The sequence below is a fragment of the Rhodococcus sp. 320_ES genome, from assembly GCF_059691855.1.
This window is the reverse complement of the sequence record NZ_JCAWAG010000001.1, coordinates 754,176-771,350: the sequence shown is the minus strand read 5'-3', so window position 1 is coordinate 771,350 and position 17,175 is coordinate 754,176. Positions and strand designations below refer to the sequence as shown.

The following is a 17,175-nucleotide window of genomic DNA, read 5'->3' as shown; positions in this document are numbered from 1 at the left end:
CTTACGCCTCCTTGCTGGACAAGCGGCCCAGCGAATTTCCACCGAGTGCAGCAAAATCGTATGCCGTTTCTGCGTGTTCGGACTCATCCACGCCGAGGGACTCGCCCTCCTCGTCCGCACGAAGGCCGACGGTGAACTTGACGATGTACGCCACGATCGCCGTGCCGACCAGCGAGTAGAGCAGAACCGCACCGGCTCCGACGGCCTGACGCCAGAGCTGGTCGAAGCCTCCACCGTAGAACAAGCCCGCAACACCGGCCGGCGCTTCCGTGGTGGCCACGAGACCGACCATCAACGTGCCGACGATGCCGCCGACCAGGTGGACGCCGACGACGTCGAGCGAGTCGTCGAACCCGAGCTTGAACTTCAGGCCCACCGCCAGGGCGCACAGAACACCGGCAACGACACCGATCGCCAGAGCGCCGACGACGTTGACCGACGAGCACGACGGGGTGATCGCGACGAGTCCGGCGACGATGCCCGACGCACCACCGAGGCTCGTTGCGTGTCCGTCTCGAATGCGCTCGGTGAGGAGCCAGGCGAGCATGGCGGCGCAGGTGGCCACCACGGTGGTGATGAAGGTGGCGCCGGCGATTCCGTTGGAACCGACAGCGGAACCGGCGTTGAATCCGAACCAGCCGAACCAGAGCAGGCCTGCGCCGAGCATGACGAACGGCAGGTTGTGCGGGCGGAACGGCGTGGTCGGCCATCCCTTGCGCTTACCGAGGATGATGCAGAGCACCAGGCCGGCGGCGCCGGCGTTGATGTGGACTGCGGTACCACCTGCGAAGTCGATCGCGGCGAGCTTGTTGGCGATCCAGCCGCCCGTTTCCGAGGTGACGCCGTCGAAAGCGAACACCCAGTGCGCGACAGGGAAGTAGACGACGGTCGCCCACAGGCCGGCGAACAGAAGCCACGGTCCGAAGCGGAGACGATCGGCAACGGCGCCCGAGATGAGGGCGACGGTGATGATCGCGAACATTGCCTGGAACGCCACGAAGACGGTGGCGGGAATCGTTCCCACGAGCGGGATTGCGGCGTCTGCGACGGTCGCACCGGCATCGTCCGTCTCGGCGAGGTAGGCCCCGCCGATCAGGCTCTTGAGACCGAAGTACTGGAACGGGTCGCCGATGAAGTTGCCTTTGTCCTCACCGAACGCCACCGAGTATCCGTAGAGCACCCAGAGGACTCCGACGAGTCCCATGGCGCTGACGCTCATCATGATCATGTTGAGCACACTCTTGGCGCGAACCATGCCGCCGTAGAAGAACGCAAGACCCGGGGTCATGAGTAGCACGAGTGCTGCACTTGTCAGCATCCACGCCGTATCACCGGTGTCGGGCGCACCGATAGTGGGAAAATCCACCTTGAGCCTCCTCCTTCATCCTCCAGCCCAGCCGGTCGCGGCTGATGACCTGCAGGCAAGAGTGCTGTGATGAAGTTTCATCGACGACACTGTGGAGTTTCAGGGGTGTGAACGCATGGGCGGATCATGTTTCGGCCTTGTTTCATCGGCCGGTTCTTCGCCCGATTCGGAGTAACCGAACAAGTCAGCGGACCGAGAAATCAGCCCAGGAGAGCGTCGACGAACGCTGCCGGCTCGAACGGTGCGAGGTCGTCGGCGCCCTCGCCGAGGCCCACCAACTTCACCGGAACACCGAGTTCGCGTTGTACCTGGAAGACGATTCCGCCCTTGGCCGTTCCGTCCAGCTTCGTGAGCACGACGCCGGTGATGTCCACGACTTGCGCGAACACGCGCGCCTGGGTGAGCCCGTTCTGGCCGATCGTGGCGTCGAGAACGAGGAGGACGTCGTCGACGGGAGCCTTCTTCTCGATGACGCGCTTGACCTTGCCGAGCTCGTCCATCAGACCCGTCTTGGTGTGCAGTCGCCCGGCCGTGTCGACCACCACGACGTCGACACCGTCGGCGATTCCCTTGGTGACGGCGTCGAAGGCCACGGCGGCGGGGTCGGCACCCTCGTTTCCGCGGACCACTTCCGCGCCCACGCGCTCGGCCCACGTCTGCAACTGGTCCGCGGCGGCGGCGCGGAAGGTGTCGGCGGCGGCGAGCACCACTCGGCGACCGTCGGCGACCAGAACGCGCGCCAGCTTGCCTGTCGTGGTGGTCTTTCCCGTTCCGTTCACCCCGACCACCAGGAGCACCGACGGCCGGTCTCCGTGCGGAAGCGCGCGGATGGAGCGGTCCATGTTCGGCGACAACTGGTCGATCAGAACTTCGCGGAGCAAGGTGCGGGCCTGCGACTCGGTGCGGACGTTGCGCACGGCCATCTGCTCACGCAGCGTCGCCATGATCTCGTTCGTGGTGGCGCTGCCCAGGTCGGCGACCAGCAGCGTGTCCTCCACTTCTTCCCACGAATCCTCGTCGAGATCGCCGCCGCCGAGGAGGCCGAGCAGGCTGCGGCCGACCGCGTTCTGCGAACGTGACAGCCGCCCGCGCAGGCGGTCGAGGCGACCGGCCGTGGGATCGATGTCGTCGATGACCAGCGCAGACGGTGCAGTCGGAGCGGGTGACGTGTCCGGTGCGATGTCGACCGGGGCGGGATCCTCGGCCGACGGGAAGTCGTCACCCTCCACTTCGTCGGGCGTGGTGACGGTCTTCTCTGCTGCCGGCTGCTCGGCAACAGGATCCGGGAGGCCGACGTCGGTGATGCTGCGCTTCGGCGCGTCGCGCGGAACAGCGGCATCGTCACCGACACGCGGCTGATCGTCGGTGTCGGTCCGCTCCAGCGGGACCGGCGACGGCCGAGGAGGGTCCAGCGTCGGTGTCGAGCCGCCCTGCGAGAAATTGAATCCCGTGCCGGCGGTGTACCCACCGGAACGATCCCGCGGTTTCCCCTCGTCGACGGCTGTCGTGTCCGTGCTCGACAGCGAGATACGACGGCGACGTTGCAGAGCCAGACCGACCGCGAGGGCGATGATCAGGACGGCGACGACGACCGCGACGGCAATCCATACTCCAGTGCTCACACGATCATCCTGTCAGCCGAGTCGATCAGGATTCGACCGGGACCGCGGTTTCCGCCGGGTCGCGTCCGCGCATGCGCTGCGAGATGACGGTGGTGATTCCGTCGCCGCGCATGCTCACCCCGTAGAGCGCGTCCGCCACCTCCATCGTCGGCTTCTGGTGGGTGATGACGATGAGCTGCGACTTCTCGCGCAACTGCTCGAACAGTCCGATCAGACGGCGCAGGTTGGTGTCGTCGAGCGCAGCCTCGACCTCGTCCATGACGTAGAAGGGAGACGGGCGGGCGCGGAAGATCGCGACGAGCATCGCGACCGCGGTCAGCGATTTCTCGCCGCCGGACAGCAGCGAGAGCCGCTTGACCTTCTTTCCCGGCGGACGCGCCTCGACCTCGATGCCGGTGGTCAGCATGTCCGACGGATCGGTCAGGATCAGCCGTCCCTCGCCGCCCGGGAAGAGCTTCGCGAACACCCCGACGAACTCGCGTTCGACGTCCAGCCACGCCTCGGTGAACACCTGAAGGATGCGGGCGTCGACGTCGGCGACCACACCGAGGAGGTCCTTGCGGGCACTCTTGACGTCTTCGAGTTGGGTGGAGAGGAAGTTGTAGCGCTCCTCGAGTGCCGCGAACTCCTCGAGAGCCAGCGGGTTGACCTTGCCCAGGGTGGCCAAGTCCTTCTCCGCACGCTTCGCGCGGCGCTCCTGGCTCGCACGGTCGAACGGCATGGCCGCCGGCGCGACGACCGTTTCGCCGCGCTCCTTCGCCTGTTCGTACTCGGCCATCTCGAGGTCCGACGGCGGGAGTGTCACGTCGGGTCCGTATTCGGCGATCAGGTCGTCCAGTGCGATCGAGAACTGCTCGGAGATCGTCTGCTCGAGCTGTTCGATCCGCAGCGCCGCCTGCGCGCGCGCCACCTCGTCGCGGTGCACGGCGTCATTGAGCTGAGCCAGCCGGCTCGACAGACCGCGCACCTGCTCCTTGACCTTCTCGAGCTCGGCGGCCCGGTCCGCTCGACGGCGTCCGATCTCGTCTCGTCGTGCTGCGGCTTCCGCGACGGCGATCTGCAGGCGCGCCGCGACCCGCGTCCCGGCCTCGGCGACGGCGGATGCGACGGCAGCGGAATGAGCGCGTGCGGCGCTCGCTCGTTCGGCCCGCACGCGCGCCTCCCGCTCGATTCGCGCCGAACGCCTCAGCGAATCCGCTTTTCCGCGAACGGATTCCGCTCTCTCCTCGGCCGTGCGCACGGCGAGACGCGCTTCGACCTCGACGGCTCGGACCTCGACCAGGGCAGCAGCCGCCATCTCTCGGTCGGCGGACGTACCGTTGTTGTCGTCGGCGGTGTCGGCGTCACCCTGGTCGTTCTCGGCGTTGCGCAGCCGTTCCTCGAGCTCGACGAGAGCGGCGAACGCTTCCTCTCGCCCGGCCTCGGCGGCGTCGCGCTGCTTCTGCAGCCGCGCCGATTCGGCGTGAGCGGCCCGCGCCACCTGGCCGAGGCGGCCGAGCTGCTCGTACACCGCGGCCATGGCCGCGTCCGACTCGTTGAGTGCGGCCAGCGCCTGTTCCGCGGAGTCGCGCCGGTCGGACTGTTCGGCGAGCGCCCCGGACAGGGCCGCAGCGAGTTCGTCGGCGAGGCGTTCGGACGCGGCGAGCTCCTCGACCGACGAGTCGATGGCGGACTGCACCTCGATGGTGCTGGGCTGACGCTGCGAGCCGCCGGTGATCCACCCGGCCCCGATCAGGTCGCCGTCGCGCGTCACGGCGCGCAGATCCGGATTGGCTTGGGTGAGAGCAACTCCCGCGGCGACGGAGTCGACCAGGCAGGTGTCGCGCAGGAGTGCGGTGACGGCACCGCGAACCGAGTCGGACGCCTGGACGGCGGACAGAGCCCAGCGAGCAGCGCCGAGGGACCTCTCGTCGTTCGGCGCGCCGACCGAGGCGCGATGGACCACGGCAGCGCGTCCCCCGTCGCCGTCCTTGAGCGCCTGCACGGCCGAGCGGGCCCTGTCGGCGTCGTCCACGGTGACGGCGTCGGCGGCGGAGCCCAGGGCAGCCGCGACGGCCACCTCGTACCCGGACTCGACGGTGATGTCGGTCGACAGGCGCCCGCGCACGGTCGACGACGCGTTGTCCGTGAGCCAGGCACCGCCGTCCTTGCGCTCGAGGCCCATGGCCAGAGCGTCGATGCGGGCGCGCAACGAGACCACGCGCTGGCTTGCTTCCCGTTCTGCCGCTTGCAGTTCCGTCACACGCTCGTTCGCGACCCGCAGTGCGTCGACGGCACGTTCGTGGTGCGTGTCGAGACCGACCTCGCCGGCGTCGAGCACGCCGATCTGCTCCTGCACGCTGTCGAACTCGACCTGCGCGGCGTCGCCCCGTGCGCGGGCCTCCTCGATCGCAGCGGAGAGTCGTCCCACTTCTGCGTCGACGGATTCCGCGCGGGTGCGCATGGTGTCGACCTGACCTGACAGCCGGGCCAGCCCCTCACGTCGGTCGGCCACGGCACGCACCGCGGCGAAGTGCGCGCGCTCGGCCTCCGCCGCGGCTTCCTCCCGTTCGGCGAGTTGCTCGCGCGCGGCGTCCAGCGTGGCGCGGGCCATCTCGACGGCTTCGGCGAGCTCCAGTTCTTCCTCGGCAACGCGGTCGGCCTGCGCTTCGAGCTGGTCCGGATCCGGGCCGCGGCGATCGTCGGGCTCTGCCTCGAGGTGCCGGGCGCGTTCGGTGGCGATACGGACGGTCGCGCTCACGCGCTCGGCCAGGGCAGACAGTTGAAACCACGCCTGACCCGCCGCCTCGGCGGTCGGTGTGAGCCGCGCGAGAGCTTCCTCGTGTTCGAGCAGAACGCCGTTGCCTTCGGACAGTGCGTCCTGGACGGCCGCGTACTCCTCGCGAGCCTTGTTCTCGTCGTGGCTCTGCTCGGCCAGTTCACGTCGGCGCGTCACCAGGTCGTCGGCGGCGAGGCGTAGCTTGGCGTCGCGCAGGTCCGCCTGCACGGTCTGCGCTCGGCGTGCGACCTCGGCTTGACGCCCGAGGGGTTTGAGCTGGCGGCGCAGTTCTGTGGTGAGGTCCGTCAGACGCGCGAGGTTGGCTTGCATCGCGTCGAGCTTGCGGACGGCCTTTTCTTTGCGCTTGCGGTGCTTGAGCACGCCGGCGGCCTCTTCGATGAACGCTCGACGGTCTTCCGGGCGTGATTCGAGGATGGCGGCGAGCCGGCCCTGGCCGACGATCACGTGCATCTCGCGACCGATTCCGGAGTCGCTCAGCAATTCCTGGACGTCCATCAGTCGACAGGAGCTGCCGTTGATCTCGTACTCGCCCGCGCCGTCGCGGAACATGCGCCGAGTGATCGACACTTCCGAGTAGTCGATGGGCAGCGCGCCGTCCGAGTTGTCGATGGTCAGGGTCACTTCGGCGCGGCCGAGCGGCGCGCGTCCGGAGGTGCCGGCGAAGATGACGTCTTCCATCTTGCCGCCCCGCAGCGCCTTGGCGCCCTGCTCGCCCATGACCCAGGTGAGCGCGTCGACGACATTGGATTTGCCCGAGCCGTTGGGACCGACGACGCACGTGATTCCGGGCTCGAAACGCAGAGTCGTCGCCGAGGCAAAGGACTTGAAGCCCTTCAGCGTCAGACTCTTCAGATACATGGCGGTTGAGGTTACCGGGTCGACCGGCGTCCGCCCGTCACGCGCCGATGGCGCCCGCGATCATCGGCCACGAGTTGTAGAGGTCCGCCGTGAACAGGCCCCAGGTGTGGGCGCCTTCGGGGCGCCGGACGTAGGTGGCGGGAATGCCCAGCTCGGACAGCCGCGACGCCATCGAGGCCGTGCATCCGTCGGCCACCGCTTCCACCGGGGAGGGAATGGCCAACGGCCCGTCGATCGGGCCGGGAAGCCCACTGGCCGCGGAGATGTAGATGGCCTTGCCGCGCAGTTCACCGGCGCGCAGCCAGGGATCGTGCGCCGCCCACGACCCGCTGCCGGGCACTCCCCACATGTTCACGATGTTCCCGCCGCCGCGGGTGACGACGGCAGCGGTGTTCAGCACGCCCACGGCGTCGCTCGATCGGGCGCATCCGCTGTACGACCCGACCGCGCGATACAACCCGGGCGCCTGGATCGCGAGATCGAGTGCGGGCCCGGCCGACATGGAGACGCCGCTGATCGCGTTCGTACGGGTGGTGTCGTAGTGGCTGTCGATCACGGACGGCAGCTCACGGGTGAGGTAGGTGGTCCACTGGTTCCTACCGAGAACCGGGTCGTCGGCCTGCCAGTCGGTGTACATGCTGAACCGGCCGCCGACCGGCATCACGACGTTGACGTTCTTGTTCGAGAAGAATCCGACCACGTCGGTGTTGTCGAACCACGAGATGCCGTCCTCGCCGCCGCCCGCGCCCGTCAGCAGGTAGAAGGTCGGGGCGCGCTGCCCTCCGACGGGGTGCACCACTCGATTCGCGATCACACGATTCATCGACGGCGAGTACACGTGCACCACGTCGACGCGGTCGGACAGGCGGTCGATGTGATCGATGCGGGCGCCTTCGGCGGACGCCGGGGCGGCCAGACCGACCGCAACCAGCACTGCCGCGATCATCAAGACGACGACGCGTTTCACCACGTGTTCAACCTCCACCGGGCTCGAAAATGTCGAGTCACCTTAGCGTGGCGGTCATGTCGTTACGGTCACGAAGGGGTTGCGGACCTATACGAAAGTGGTTGAGCGCTGGATCATCTCACCGCTCGACGAAGCCGTCGATGCCCCCGCGGGCCTGCTCCCAGCTTTCGACGACGGTGCTGACTTGACCCGGTGTGTCGCCAGAACGCAGCAACGCCAGGAGCGATTCCAGCTGCGGCCGCGGACCCTCGGCGATCACGTGCACCCGTCCGTCCACGGCGTTGGTGGCGGATCCCACCAGCCCGAGTTCCAGAGCCCTCGATCGCGTCCACCATCGAAACCCGACACCCTGAACCCGACCGTGCACCCACGCGCTCAGGCGCTCGGTCACTTGTCGGCCTCGATGGTGAGATTCACCGTCGCACCCGCCTTCAGCGTCCGACCCACGGTGCAGACCTTGTCGACGGCGCGCACCACGACGGATAGCAGCCGCTCGCGCGCCTCGGGATCCAGCTCGCTGAGGTCGAGTTCGAGGACCTCGTTCAGCTCGGGGTACACCTCGTTGTCGCGGTCGGCGTCGCCGGACACCCGCACTGTTGCGTCGTAGTTGTCACCGAGCCGCCGCGCGAGCGGAGTGTCCGAGCTCATGCCCGTGCACGCGGCCAGCGCGATCTTGAGGAGCTCGCCGGGGGTGAAGACGCCGTCCACGTCCTCCGAGCCCACAAGCACCTCGGCGCCGCGTGAGCTTTTCCCGGTGTAGCGACGAGTTCCGGTCCGCTCGACCCATAGTTCAGCCATATCGGCGAGTGTAGGTGAGGGGGCTGCGCCCCCTGTGCGCGATTTCCACCCCCGCGGATCAGCGGGAAGCCGTGAACGCCCCATCGCGCAGAACTGGCACCGAGGTGCTCTCCCCCACCTCGGCGGCGACCGCGACGTCGTCGGCGAACCCCATGGCGATCAGCTCGCGGCCGGACGCGCAGTCGCGCAACGCAGTTCGAATCGTCGCGGAGACCGAGTTCCAGGCATCCGCCGCGAGCCGAGCCTCCGGTGAGGGTCCCGCGAATCCGAGGTCGAGCAGATGCGCGATCACCGCCCCGGCGCCCCACAGGTCCTCGGCGCTGGGACGCAGCGAACCGTCGGGCCACTTCTCCCCCGCCGCGATCACCGACACCGTCGTGCCGTCGATCGCGTTCGAGGCAATCCACCGCGCGACCGCGTCGGCGTTGCGTAGCGATGCGCCCACACAGGTCGACAGTTCGTGGGCGATCGTGGACCCGTTCGGTGAGGGCAAGACGAGACGCGCGGGAGCCGGTGAACAACGAATCGTTCTCGGCGACAGGCTGATCTGGCCCTCGGCCGCTTCGCTACGCCCGACCGCCAACACCGCGCCGTTCGTCGTTGCATACTCGGCGGCCGATTCGTGCCACCGATACGGCAGCACCGTGATTCCCGCGTCTGCGGCGACGGACAGGGTGGTGGTGAAGGACAGAACATCCACCACGACGGCCACGTCCGAATCAGCGGCGATGGCCCGTGCACCGGCCAGGCCCCAGTCGAAGCGCAGGGCGTGGTCCAGTTGGCGGTGTTCCCGATTCACCATCCCGCCCTCCGCTGTGCGCGATTTCCGCCCCTACAGGGCACTGATTCGCGCACGGGGGGCGGAGCCCCCATCACTCGCCAAATCCTTCGCCAATCGCTCCGCCGCCGAAACCAGCAGCGGCACATACTGTTCGGCGGTCTCCAACGTGACCCGCGCAGCCGGGCCGGCGATCGAGATGGCCGTCAGCGTGGGCGCACCGACCACGGGAACCGCGAAACACCGCACGCCCACCTCCTGCTCGCCCTCGTCGATGGAGTACCCGCGCTCGCGGATCACCGCGAGATCGTCGAGCAGAGCAGCGGGCGTGGTGTGCGTGTTCACGGTCTTCGGCGCCATTCCCGTCCGCCCGACCAGTGCGAGTACCTGATCGTCGGGAAGCTGTGCCAGCAGCGCCTTTCCCACTCCGGTGCTGTGCGGGTACACCCGCTGACCCACCTCGTTGAACATGCGCATCGCGTGTTCGGACGGCACCTGGGCCACATAGACCGCCATGTCGTCTTCGAGAAAGGCCATGTTCGACGTTTCGTGCGTGATCTTCACCAGCTCGGCCAGGTATGGCCGCGCCCAAGATCCGATCAGTTTCGACGAACTCTCACCGAGACCGATGAGCTTGGTGCCCAGCGCATATCTCCGCGACGGCAGCCGGCGGGCGTACCCGAGCGCGACCAGCGTCTTGAGCAGACGATGGATGGTGGGCATCGGGAGTTCGGCCGCCTCGGCCAGTTCGCTCACTCCCACCGATCCGCCCGCTCCGGCCATGATCTCGAGCAGTTCGAATGCACGTTCCACGGACTGCACGCCGCCACCGGACTCCATATCGGTCACCCTATTCCACGAAGCGGAACACGATCACTCGATAGGCGGTGACGCGGCCAGAACCGAGGGCGAGGACCGCCGCGCCTTCGAGAATTCGTTGAAGAAGATGTTCAGCAGGACGGCCACGATGCTCGCCGCGCTGATACCGGAATCGAAGATCACGTGGACCCATTCCGGGAACGCCGACCAGAAACCGGGAACGGCGATCGGCACGACGCCGAACCCGATGGCGACGGCGACGATGACCAGGTTGAGGTTGCCGTCGAAATCGACCTTCGACAGCGTTCTGATTCCGCTTGCCGCCACCGAGCCGAACAACACGATGCCGGCGCCGCCGAGGACCGGAAGCGGCACTGCGGCAACAAGTCTGCCGAGCACCGGAAACAGCCCGAGGAAGAGAAGCACGGAACCGCCCGCGGCCACCACGAACCGACTCTTGATGCCGGTGACGGCGACGAGTCCGACGTTCTGCGCGAAGGCGCTGGCCGGGAACGTTCCGAACACCGGAGCAATCGTGGTTGCCAGCATGTCGGCTCGAAGACCGTCGCCCACGCGGCGCGAGTCGACTTTCGTACCCACGATCTCACCCACCGCGAGGATGTCCGCTGTCGTCTCGGTCATGATGACGAGGATGACGACCACCATCGAGATGATCGCGCCGATCTGAAAGACGGGGGCGCCGAAGGCGAACGGTTCCGGAATGCTGAAGAACGCACCGTCGCCGAGTTCGGAGAAATCCGCCTTGCCGACCACGACGGCGAACACGGTCCCCGCGACGATGCCGATGAGAATCGACAGGCGCGAGAACGTCCCGGTGGCGAGACGGCTGACGATCAGCACGACGAGAAGGCTGAAGCCCGCGAGTCCGATGTTGGACATCGACCCCCAGTCCGCTGCGTTCTGATCTCCACCCATCGCCCACCGACACGCCACCGGTAGCAACGAGATTCCGATGACGGTGATGATCGTTCCGGTCACCACGGGCGGGAAGAACTTCACGATCTTGCTGAAGAAGGGAGTGATCAGGATGCCGATGGCACCCGCCGCGATGATGGCTCCGAACACCGAGTTCAGTCCGCCCGGCCCGCTCGCCACCGCCACCATGGTCGAGACGGATGCGAACGAGATTCCCTGGACCAGGGGCAGTTTGGCACCGACGTACGGAAGCCCCAAGGTCTGCAGGAGGGTGGCGGCACCACTGACGAACAGTGCCGCGGACACCAGCAGAGCGATGTCCACGGTGGACAACCCAGCTGCGCCTCCCACGATCAGCGGCGGCGCAATGACACCGCCGTACATCGTCAGAATGTGTTGCAGGCCGTAGAGATACGTCTTGCCCAGGCTCAACCGCTCGTCTTCGGGGCGGGCGGGATCGTGCGTCGGATGCTTCATCGCGGGGCACCTCAGCAGAATCCGGGGACGGTGTCCCAGGCGCGGCCGGCGTCGGGTGCGTCGTCGCGCTCGACCGTTGCTTCGATGAGCCCGTAGGGACGGTCCGCTGCGTAGAACACCTCTCCGGGATTGTCGAGGCCGAAAGGCTCGAGGTCGACGAGGAAGTGATGCTTGTTCGGCATCGAGAACTTGATCTCGCCGATCTCGGGGTGCGCCTCGAGCACGTTGGTGCCCATCTGGAACAGGCTCTGCTGCAACGCAAGCGAGTGCACGTTCGCGAACGTGTCCAGCATGATCGACCGAACATCGGTGAAGGTCTTGTCGAAATCGAGATCGGTGGTGAGGTAACGCCACCGAGCGCTGACGGACGTCGCGAGGATGCGGTCCGTCGTCTCCTTCAAGGTCGTGTAGTTGTCGGTGGGGAATCCCCAGAACTCCGACCCGGTCGACTTGAGCACGACGACGTCGCTGAGCCCGGACACGATCCACGTGTCGTCGCCCTCGATGGTGACGATGGTGTTGCGCTTCTCGTCGCCCCCTCGGACGAAGGAATGGTCGTGGCCTTCGGGTCCGGTCGGAATGCGGTCCCAGGAATACTGCTCGATCTCCCATCGACCACCGGTGATCCAGTCGAAGTCGCCGGTGAAGTGCCGACCGAGTCGTAGAGCGAACTCTTCGATGGTTCCGATTCCGTGCCGCGCGAACGCGTACACGGTGTTCTTCTGGGTGTCGGTGGCGACGACATGGCCGTTGTCTCCGTCGGTGTGCGCAGCCGCGAGATCGCCGCGCAGTTGAGAGGTGACGTTGATGTCGGTGATGCGGTGACGCGGGGTGTCGCGGTCGATGCGCACCAGCCGGCATTCTGCCTTGCCGTACTGATTTGCTCCGAGAACGATCTTGCTCATGGTCTAACTCCCTCGATAAGTGGTGAAGGCGAACGGGCTCAACAGGATTGGGACGTGGTAGTGCTCGTCGGTCGCGGTGATCTCCACCGTGACGTCGATGCGCGGATAGAAGGTCGAGCGACCGTCGCGGGCGAACCAGTCCCCGGTGTCGAAGGTCAGTCGGTAGATGCCCGGCTCCAGCGCGGTAGGTCCGAGGTCGGCGATCCGGCCCTGCGCGTCGGTGCTGCGCGAGACCAGGGCGGTCCACTCTCCGTCGAACCGGGCCAGCTCGACGGACACGCCCTGTGCCGGTGACCCGGTGGCGGCATCGAGCACGTGCGTGGTGATGTGGCTGCGGTCGGTCATTGCGGCGTCTCACCGGTCAGACGGACAGCGGCGATCTCCCGCAGTTCGTGTTCGACGACGGCCAATTCGGTTGCGGGATCGTTCTGCAGGCGCCGATCGAGTTCACGGAGCACGTCGTCGGCGTCGCGGCCGGCCGCACGGATGAGAAAGACGCGACCGAAACGTGCTTCGTAGGCGTGGTTTCCGGCGTTCAGGCGTTCACGCACCGTGGACTGGGACGCGTCGACGCCGGACTGCTCGGCGCGGGCGTTCGCGGAATGGGTGTCGTCGCCCGTGGGCCTGTCCCCGATACGCGGGTGATGGCGCAGGGCTGCGTCGACTTCGGCCTCGGTGAAGGGCGCCGCGGCGGTCATGATCGCCGTCTGCAGAGCGTCGCCGGTGGGGTACGGCCGACCGCCCTGCATCGCGTCTACCCAGCGTGGGACGTCCAGACAGGTTCGCAGCCCGCCTGTCGACAATAATTCCGTATTGCGAAATGCGGATTCCATAGATCGAAGCGTGACAGCGGTCACAGCACGTGTCAACCCCTGAATTCATTGGTTGACATCCGCCGTGTGACGCGCAACACTCGAACCGCCAGCGGAATTATTATTCCGCATTACGGATTTTGGAGGTTCGTTCGATGGCACACCTGTTCTGCAACGGCGGCGCGATGCGCGGCGGAAGCCTGCACCACAACGTCGCCGATCACACCTATCTCGGCCCCGTCCGCACTGTCCCCACCTATCGCTTCTACTCGGTACGCGACGAATTCCCGGCTCTGGTCCTCGACCCGAACGCCGGCGCCGCCGTCGAGGGCGAGTTGTACGACATTCCGTTGGACGACATCCGAACGCAATTCCTGCCCGACGAGCCGCCCGAGCTCGAACTCACGGTCGTCGCACTGGACGACGGACGCTCGGTCCTCGCCGTAGGCCTACGACCCGAGGTACTCCAGGGACAATCGAGCGACCTGACCGATATCACCGCGACCGGTAGCTGGCGTCGATACCGCGGACTACCCACCCCGATCGAAACGAGTTGACATGAAACAGTATTCGTTCACCGCGAACTGCTCCATCCTGTTCCCGGACGTTCCTCTCCTCGAACGGGCGCAGACCGCGAAGCAGCACGGATTCGATCGAGTCGAATTCTGGTGGCCGTTCGCCACGCCGACGCCGGCGGACCGGGAGGTCGACGCATTCGTGGCCTCGATCCAGGACGCGGGTGTCACCCTCACCGGTCTCAACTTCGCGGCCGGTGACATGCCGGCCGGTGACCGCGGCATCCTGTCCGATCCGAGCCAGGTCACCGCGTTCCGCGACAACGTCGACGTCGTCGTCGGCATCGGCGAACGCCTGGGTACCACCGGGTTCAACGCCCTCTACGGCAATCGGATCGAGGGGATCGACCCTCGGGAACAGGACGAGATCGCCACCGAGAATCTCGCGGCCGCGGGCAAGGCGGTCGGCGCCATCGGCGCGGTGGTCCTGATCGAGCCGGTCAGCGGCGTTCCCGCGTACCCGCTGATGACGGCCTCCGACGCGGTGGCCGTCATCGACGCAGTGGCGGCGCGCGGAGTGGACACCCTGCGGCTGCTCGCCGACCTGTATCACCTGGACGTCAACGGCGACGACATCACGAGAGCGCTCGACGCGTACGCCTCCGTGATCGGGCACGTCCAGATCGCCGACTCCCCCGGACGAGGCGAACCCGGCACCGGCGCACTCGATCTCGACTCGTATCTCTCTCAGCTCGCGTCGAACGGCTACGACGGTCTCGTCGGCGTCGAGTACAAACCCACCCGCCGCGACACGTTCGACTGGCTTTCTCCCTCGTTCTCGAAGTAAGGACTGACAATCGTGAGCACCATTGCATTCATCGGACTCGGCATCATGGGAAGCCCCATGGCCGTGCATCTTTCGAAGGCCGGCCACCAGGTCGTCGGATACAACCTCTCCCCCGACCGCACCGCTCCCCTGGTGGAGGCGGGAGGATCGGCAGCGGACTCCATCGCCAAAGCCGTTGCGAGCGCGGACATCGTCGCCGTCATGGTTCCGGACTCGCCGGACGTGCGCGACGTCCTCACCGGCGAGGGTGGCGTGTTCGACAACGCACCGGCCGGCGCACTGATCATCGATTTCTCGAGCATCCGCCCGGACGTCACCGCGGACCTCGCGCAGGAAGCCGAGTCGCGCGGCTTCCGCATCATCGACGCACCGGTGTCCGGCGGACAGGCGGGGGCCGAGAACGCCACTCTGTCGATCATGGTCGGTGGCTACGCCGAGGACTTCGAAGCGGCCAAGCCCGTTCTCGACGTGGTCGGTAAGACGATCGTGCACGTAGGACCCAACGGAGCCGGTCAAACCGTCAAGGCGGCCAACCAGCTGATCGTCGCGGGCAATATCCAGTTGCTCGCCGAAGCCATCGCGTTTCTCGAGGCGTACGGGGTCGACATGCCGGCCGCCGTCCAGGTTCTCGGCGGCGGACTCGCCGGTTCGGCGGTGCTCGATCAGAAAGCACAGAAGATGCTCGACCGCTCCTTCGAACCCGGATTCCGCATCGACCTTCATCACAAGGATCTCGGCATCGTGACGTCCGCGGCCCGCGAGGCCGGCGTCATCACCCCCGTCGGCGCTCTGCTGACCCAACTCATGGCGTCCGCGCGGGCAAACGGTGACGGTGGCCTCGACCACTCGGCGCTCTTCCGCGGCGTCGAACGGCTCGCAGGAAAGGCGAACTGACATGGCTCGTATGCGCGCGGCGGATGCCGCGGTGAAGATCCTCGAACTCGAAGGTGCCACTACGGCATTCGGCCTTCCCGGCGCCGCGATCAACCCGTTCTATTCGGCGATGAAGGCTCACGGCGGTATCCGGCACGTGCTCGCTCGCCACGTCGAAGGCGCGTCGCACATGGCCGAAGGTTTCACCCGATCCAAGGCCGGCAACATCGGAATCTGCATCGGCACATCCGGTCCCGCAGGAACGGACATGATCACGGGGCTGTACTCGGCCATGGCCGATTCGATTCCGATTCTGGCAATTACCGGACAGGCACCCGTCGCCAGACTCCACAAGGAGGACTTCCAGGCGGTCGACATCGCCTCGATCGCAGCGCCCGTGACGAAGATGGCGATGACCGTGCTGGAGCCGGCGCAGGTGCCGGGCGCTTTCGCTCAGGCTTTCCATCTGATGCGATCGGGTCGGCCGGGACCGGTTCTGATCGACCTGCCGATCGACGTGCAGATGGCCGAGATCGACTTCGACCCCGAGACGTATCAGCCGTTGCCCGTACACAAGCCGCGCGCGTCGAGGGCCCAGGCGGAGAAGGCAATCGACATGCTGCTCGCCGCCGAGCGGCCGCTGATCGTCGCGGGCGGAGGCATCGTGAACGCCGACGCGTCGGACCTGCTGGTGGAATTGGCCGAGACCCTGAACGTGCCCGTCATCCCGACTCTGATGGGGTGGGGCACGATCCCGGACGATCACCGCCTCGCCGCCGGAATGGTCGGACTGCAGACCTCGCACCGGTACGGCAACGCGACCCTGTTGGCGTCGGACTTCGTCATCGGCATCGGAAACCGGTGGGCCAACCGGCATACCGGCGGACTCGACACCTACCGGGGTGACCGCACCTTCGTGCACGTCGACATCGAGCCGACCCAGATCGGCCGGGTCTTCGCCCCGGACTACGGCATCATCTCCGACGCCGGCGCCGCCCTCGAGCAGTTCGTTGCCGTGGCGCGCGAGCGCCGCGCGGCCGGGCGCGTCCGCGATCTGTCGGGTTGGGTCGAGGAGTGCGCGACGCGTAAGCGGACGATGCAGCGCCGCACCCACTTCGACGACGTTCCGATCAAGCCCCAGCGTGTATACGAGGAGATGAACCGGGCGTTCGACCGAAACACCCGCTACGTCAGCACCATCGGCCTCTCGCAGATCGCCGGCGGTCAGTTCCTCCACGTGTACGCGCCGCGGAACTGGATCAACTGCGGACAGGCCGGACCTCTCGGGTGGACGATCCCGGCCGCACTCGGGGTGGTGGCGGCGGATCCGGGCGCGAGCGTCGTCGCACTATCGGGTGACTACGACTTCCAGTTCATGATCGAGGAACTGGCCGTGGGCGCGCAGTTCAATCTGCCGTACGTGCATGTGGTGGTGAACAATTCGTACCTCGGTCTGATTCGGCAGGCGCAGCGCGCGTTCGACATGGACTTCTGTGTGCAGCTGGGATTCGACAACATCAACCACACCGACCCGATCGACGAGCAGCCCGGCATTCCCAAGGGATACGGCGTCGACCACGTGGCGGTGGCCGAAGGTCTGGGGTGCAAGGCATTGCGCGTCACGGAGCCGGACCGGATCGCCGAGACTCTGACGAAGGCGAAGTCCTTGGCGGCCGAGCACAAGGTTCCCGTGGTGGTCGAGATCGTCCTCGAGCGCGTCACCAACATTTCCATGGGTACCGAACTGGACAACGTCGGCGAGTTCGAGGAACTTGCATTCTCGTCCGCAGACGCACCCACTGCCCTGCTCATGCTGGACTGAC

The 17,175-nt window shown here is 66.8% G+C and carries 16 protein-coding genes; 4 read left to right on the top strand and 12 right to left on the bottom strand.

Features of this window, described 5'->3' with window-relative positions:
- Position 1 precedes the first annotated feature (1 nt).
- The 12 genes from AC59JP_RS03905 to uraD all read right to left on the bottom strand — a co-directional run bounded on the left by AC59JP_RS03905 (position 2) and on the right by uraD (position 13,138).
- Positions 2–1,366 carry an ammonium transporter gene (locus AC59JP_RS03905; protein WP_497324305.1) on the bottom strand — a complete coding sequence of 455 codons (1,365 nt, stop codon included), beginning with the start codon at positions 1,364–1,366 and terminating at the stop codon, positions 2–4.
- A 200-nt stretch (positions 1,367–1,566) separates the two neighbouring features.
- The gene (gene ftsY / locus AC59JP_RS03900) at positions 1,567–2,988 is read right to left on the bottom strand and encodes a signal recognition particle-docking protein FtsY (protein WP_497324304.1); all 1,422 of its coding nucleotides are present in this window, start codon (positions 2,986–2,988) and stop codon (positions 1,567–1,569) included.
- A gap of 25 nt (positions 2,989–3,013) precedes the next feature.
- Complete coding sequence (gene smc / locus AC59JP_RS03895; protein ID WP_497324303.1) at positions 3,014–6,625, bottom strand: chromosome segregation protein SMC; 3,612 nt, start codon at positions 6,623–6,625, stop codon at positions 3,014–3,016.
- A 37-nt stretch (positions 6,626–6,662) separates the two neighbouring features.
- Positions 6,663–7,571: an alpha/beta hydrolase gene (locus AC59JP_RS03890; protein WP_497324861.1), complete on the bottom strand. Its 909-nt coding sequence runs from the start codon at positions 7,569–7,571 to the stop codon at positions 6,663–6,665.
- A 139-nt stretch (positions 7,572–7,710) separates the two neighbouring features.
- On the bottom strand, positions 7,711–7,983 hold the full coding sequence (locus AC59JP_RS03885) for an acylphosphatase (RefSeq protein ID WP_497324302.1): 273 nt from the start codon (positions 7,981–7,983) through the stop codon (positions 7,711–7,713).
- Positions 7,980–8,390: an OsmC family protein gene (locus AC59JP_RS03880; protein WP_497324301.1), complete on the bottom strand. Its 411-nt coding sequence runs from the start codon at positions 8,388–8,390 to the stop codon at positions 7,980–7,982. The genes AC59JP_RS03885 and AC59JP_RS03880 overlap by 4 nt, the downstream gene beginning before the upstream one ends.
- Positions 8,391–8,448: 58 nt before the next feature.
- On the bottom strand, positions 8,449–9,189 hold the full coding sequence (locus tag AC59JP_RS03875; protein WP_497324860.1) for a 2-phosphosulfolactate phosphatase: 741 nt from the start codon (positions 9,187–9,189) through the stop codon (positions 8,449–8,451).
- A gap of 33 nt (positions 9,190–9,222) precedes the next feature.
- Positions 9,223–10,008 (bottom strand): IclR family transcriptional regulator, encoded by a 786-nt coding sequence (locus tag AC59JP_RS03870; RefSeq protein ID WP_497324859.1) that lies wholly within the window; start codon positions 10,006–10,008, stop codon positions 9,223–9,225.
- 33 nt (positions 10,009–10,041) lie between these two features.
- Positions 10,042–11,400 (bottom strand): nucleobase:cation symporter-2 family protein, encoded by a 1,359-nt coding sequence (locus tag AC59JP_RS03865; RefSeq protein ID WP_497324300.1) that lies wholly within the window; start codon positions 11,398–11,400, stop codon positions 10,042–10,044.
- An 11-nt stretch (positions 11,401–11,411) separates the two neighbouring features.
- Entirely contained in the window at positions 11,412–12,305 is an 894-nt protein-coding gene (gene pucL, locus AC59JP_RS03860; protein ID WP_497324299.1) for a factor-independent urate hydroxylase, read from the bottom strand.
- 3 nt (positions 12,306–12,308) lie between these two features.
- Positions 12,309–12,650 (bottom strand): hydroxyisourate hydrolase, encoded by a 342-nt coding sequence (gene uraH, locus AC59JP_RS03855; protein ID WP_497324298.1) that lies wholly within the window; start codon positions 12,648–12,650, stop codon positions 12,309–12,311.
- Entirely contained in the window at positions 12,647–13,138 is a 492-nt protein-coding gene (gene uraD, locus AC59JP_RS03850) for a 2-oxo-4-hydroxy-4-carboxy-5-ureidoimidazoline decarboxylase (protein WP_497324297.1), read from the bottom strand. Before uraD ends, uraH begins: the two co-directional genes overlap by 4 nt.
- 134 nt (positions 13,139–13,272) lie before the next feature.
- On the opposite strand from uraD, the gene AC59JP_RS03845 reads away from it, so the two are divergent.
- Genes AC59JP_RS03845 through gcl form a run of 4 tightly spaced genes read left to right on the top strand, consistent with a single transcriptional unit; the run spans position 13,273 to position 17,174 of the window.
- Positions 13,273–13,674, top strand: a complete 402-nt coding sequence (locus AC59JP_RS03845) for an allophanate hydrolase-related protein (protein WP_497324296.1) — start codon at positions 13,273–13,275, stop codon at positions 13,672–13,674.
- Position 13,675: 1 nt separating this feature from the next.
- Entirely contained in the window at positions 13,676–14,479 is an 804-nt protein-coding gene (locus AC59JP_RS03840; RefSeq protein WP_497324295.1) for a hydroxypyruvate isomerase family protein, read from the top strand.
- A gap of 12 nt (positions 14,480–14,491) precedes the next feature.
- A complete protein-coding gene (locus AC59JP_RS03835) occupies positions 14,492–15,373 on the top strand; it encodes a 2-hydroxy-3-oxopropionate reductase (RefSeq protein WP_497324294.1) in 882 nt (293 codons plus the stop codon).
- Position 15,374: 1 nt separating this feature from the next.
- Entirely contained in the window at positions 15,375–17,174 is a 1,800-nt protein-coding gene (gene gcl / locus AC59JP_RS03830) for a glyoxylate carboligase (protein ID WP_497324293.1), read from the top strand.
- Position 17,175 lies beyond the last annotated feature (1 nt).

Coding starts and splice junctions, on each gene's coding strand:
- smc (WP_497324303.1), bottom strand. CDS start 6,625: ATGTATCTGAAGAGTCTGACGCTGAAGGGCTTCAAGTCCTTTGCCTCG.
- AC59JP_RS03890 (WP_497324861.1), bottom strand. CDS start 7,571: ATGATCGCGGCAGTGCTGGTTGCGGTCGGTCTGGCCGCCCCGGCGTCC.
- AC59JP_RS03880 (WP_497324301.1), bottom strand. CDS start 8,390: ATGGCTGAACTATGGGTCGAGCGGACCGGAACTCGTCGCTACACCGGG.
- AC59JP_RS03870 (WP_497324859.1), bottom strand. CDS start 10,008: ATGGAGTCCGGTGGCGGCGTGCAGTCCGTGGAACGTGCATTCGAACTG.
- AC59JP_RS03865 (WP_497324300.1), bottom strand. CDS start 11,400: ATGAAGCATCCGACGCACGATCCCGCCCGCCCCGAAGACGAGCGGTTG.
- pucL (WP_497324299.1), bottom strand. CDS start 12,305: ATGAGCAAGATCGTTCTCGGAGCAAATCAGTACGGCAAGGCAGAATGC.
- uraH (WP_497324298.1), bottom strand. CDS start 12,650: ATGACCGACCGCAGCCACATCACCACGCACGTGCTCGATGCCGCCACC.
- uraD (WP_497324297.1), bottom strand. CDS start 13,138: ATGGAATCCGCATTTCGCAATACGGAATTATTGTCGACAGGCGGGCTG.
- AC59JP_RS03845 (WP_497324296.1), top strand. CDS start 13,273: ATGGCACACCTGTTCTGCAACGGCGGCGCGATGCGCGGCGGAAGCCTG.
- AC59JP_RS03840 (WP_497324295.1), top strand. CDS start 13,676: ATGAAACAGTATTCGTTCACCGCGAACTGCTCCATCCTGTTCCCGGAC.
- gcl (WP_497324293.1), top strand. CDS start 15,375: ATGGCTCGTATGCGCGCGGCGGATGCCGCGGTGAAGATCCTCGAACTC.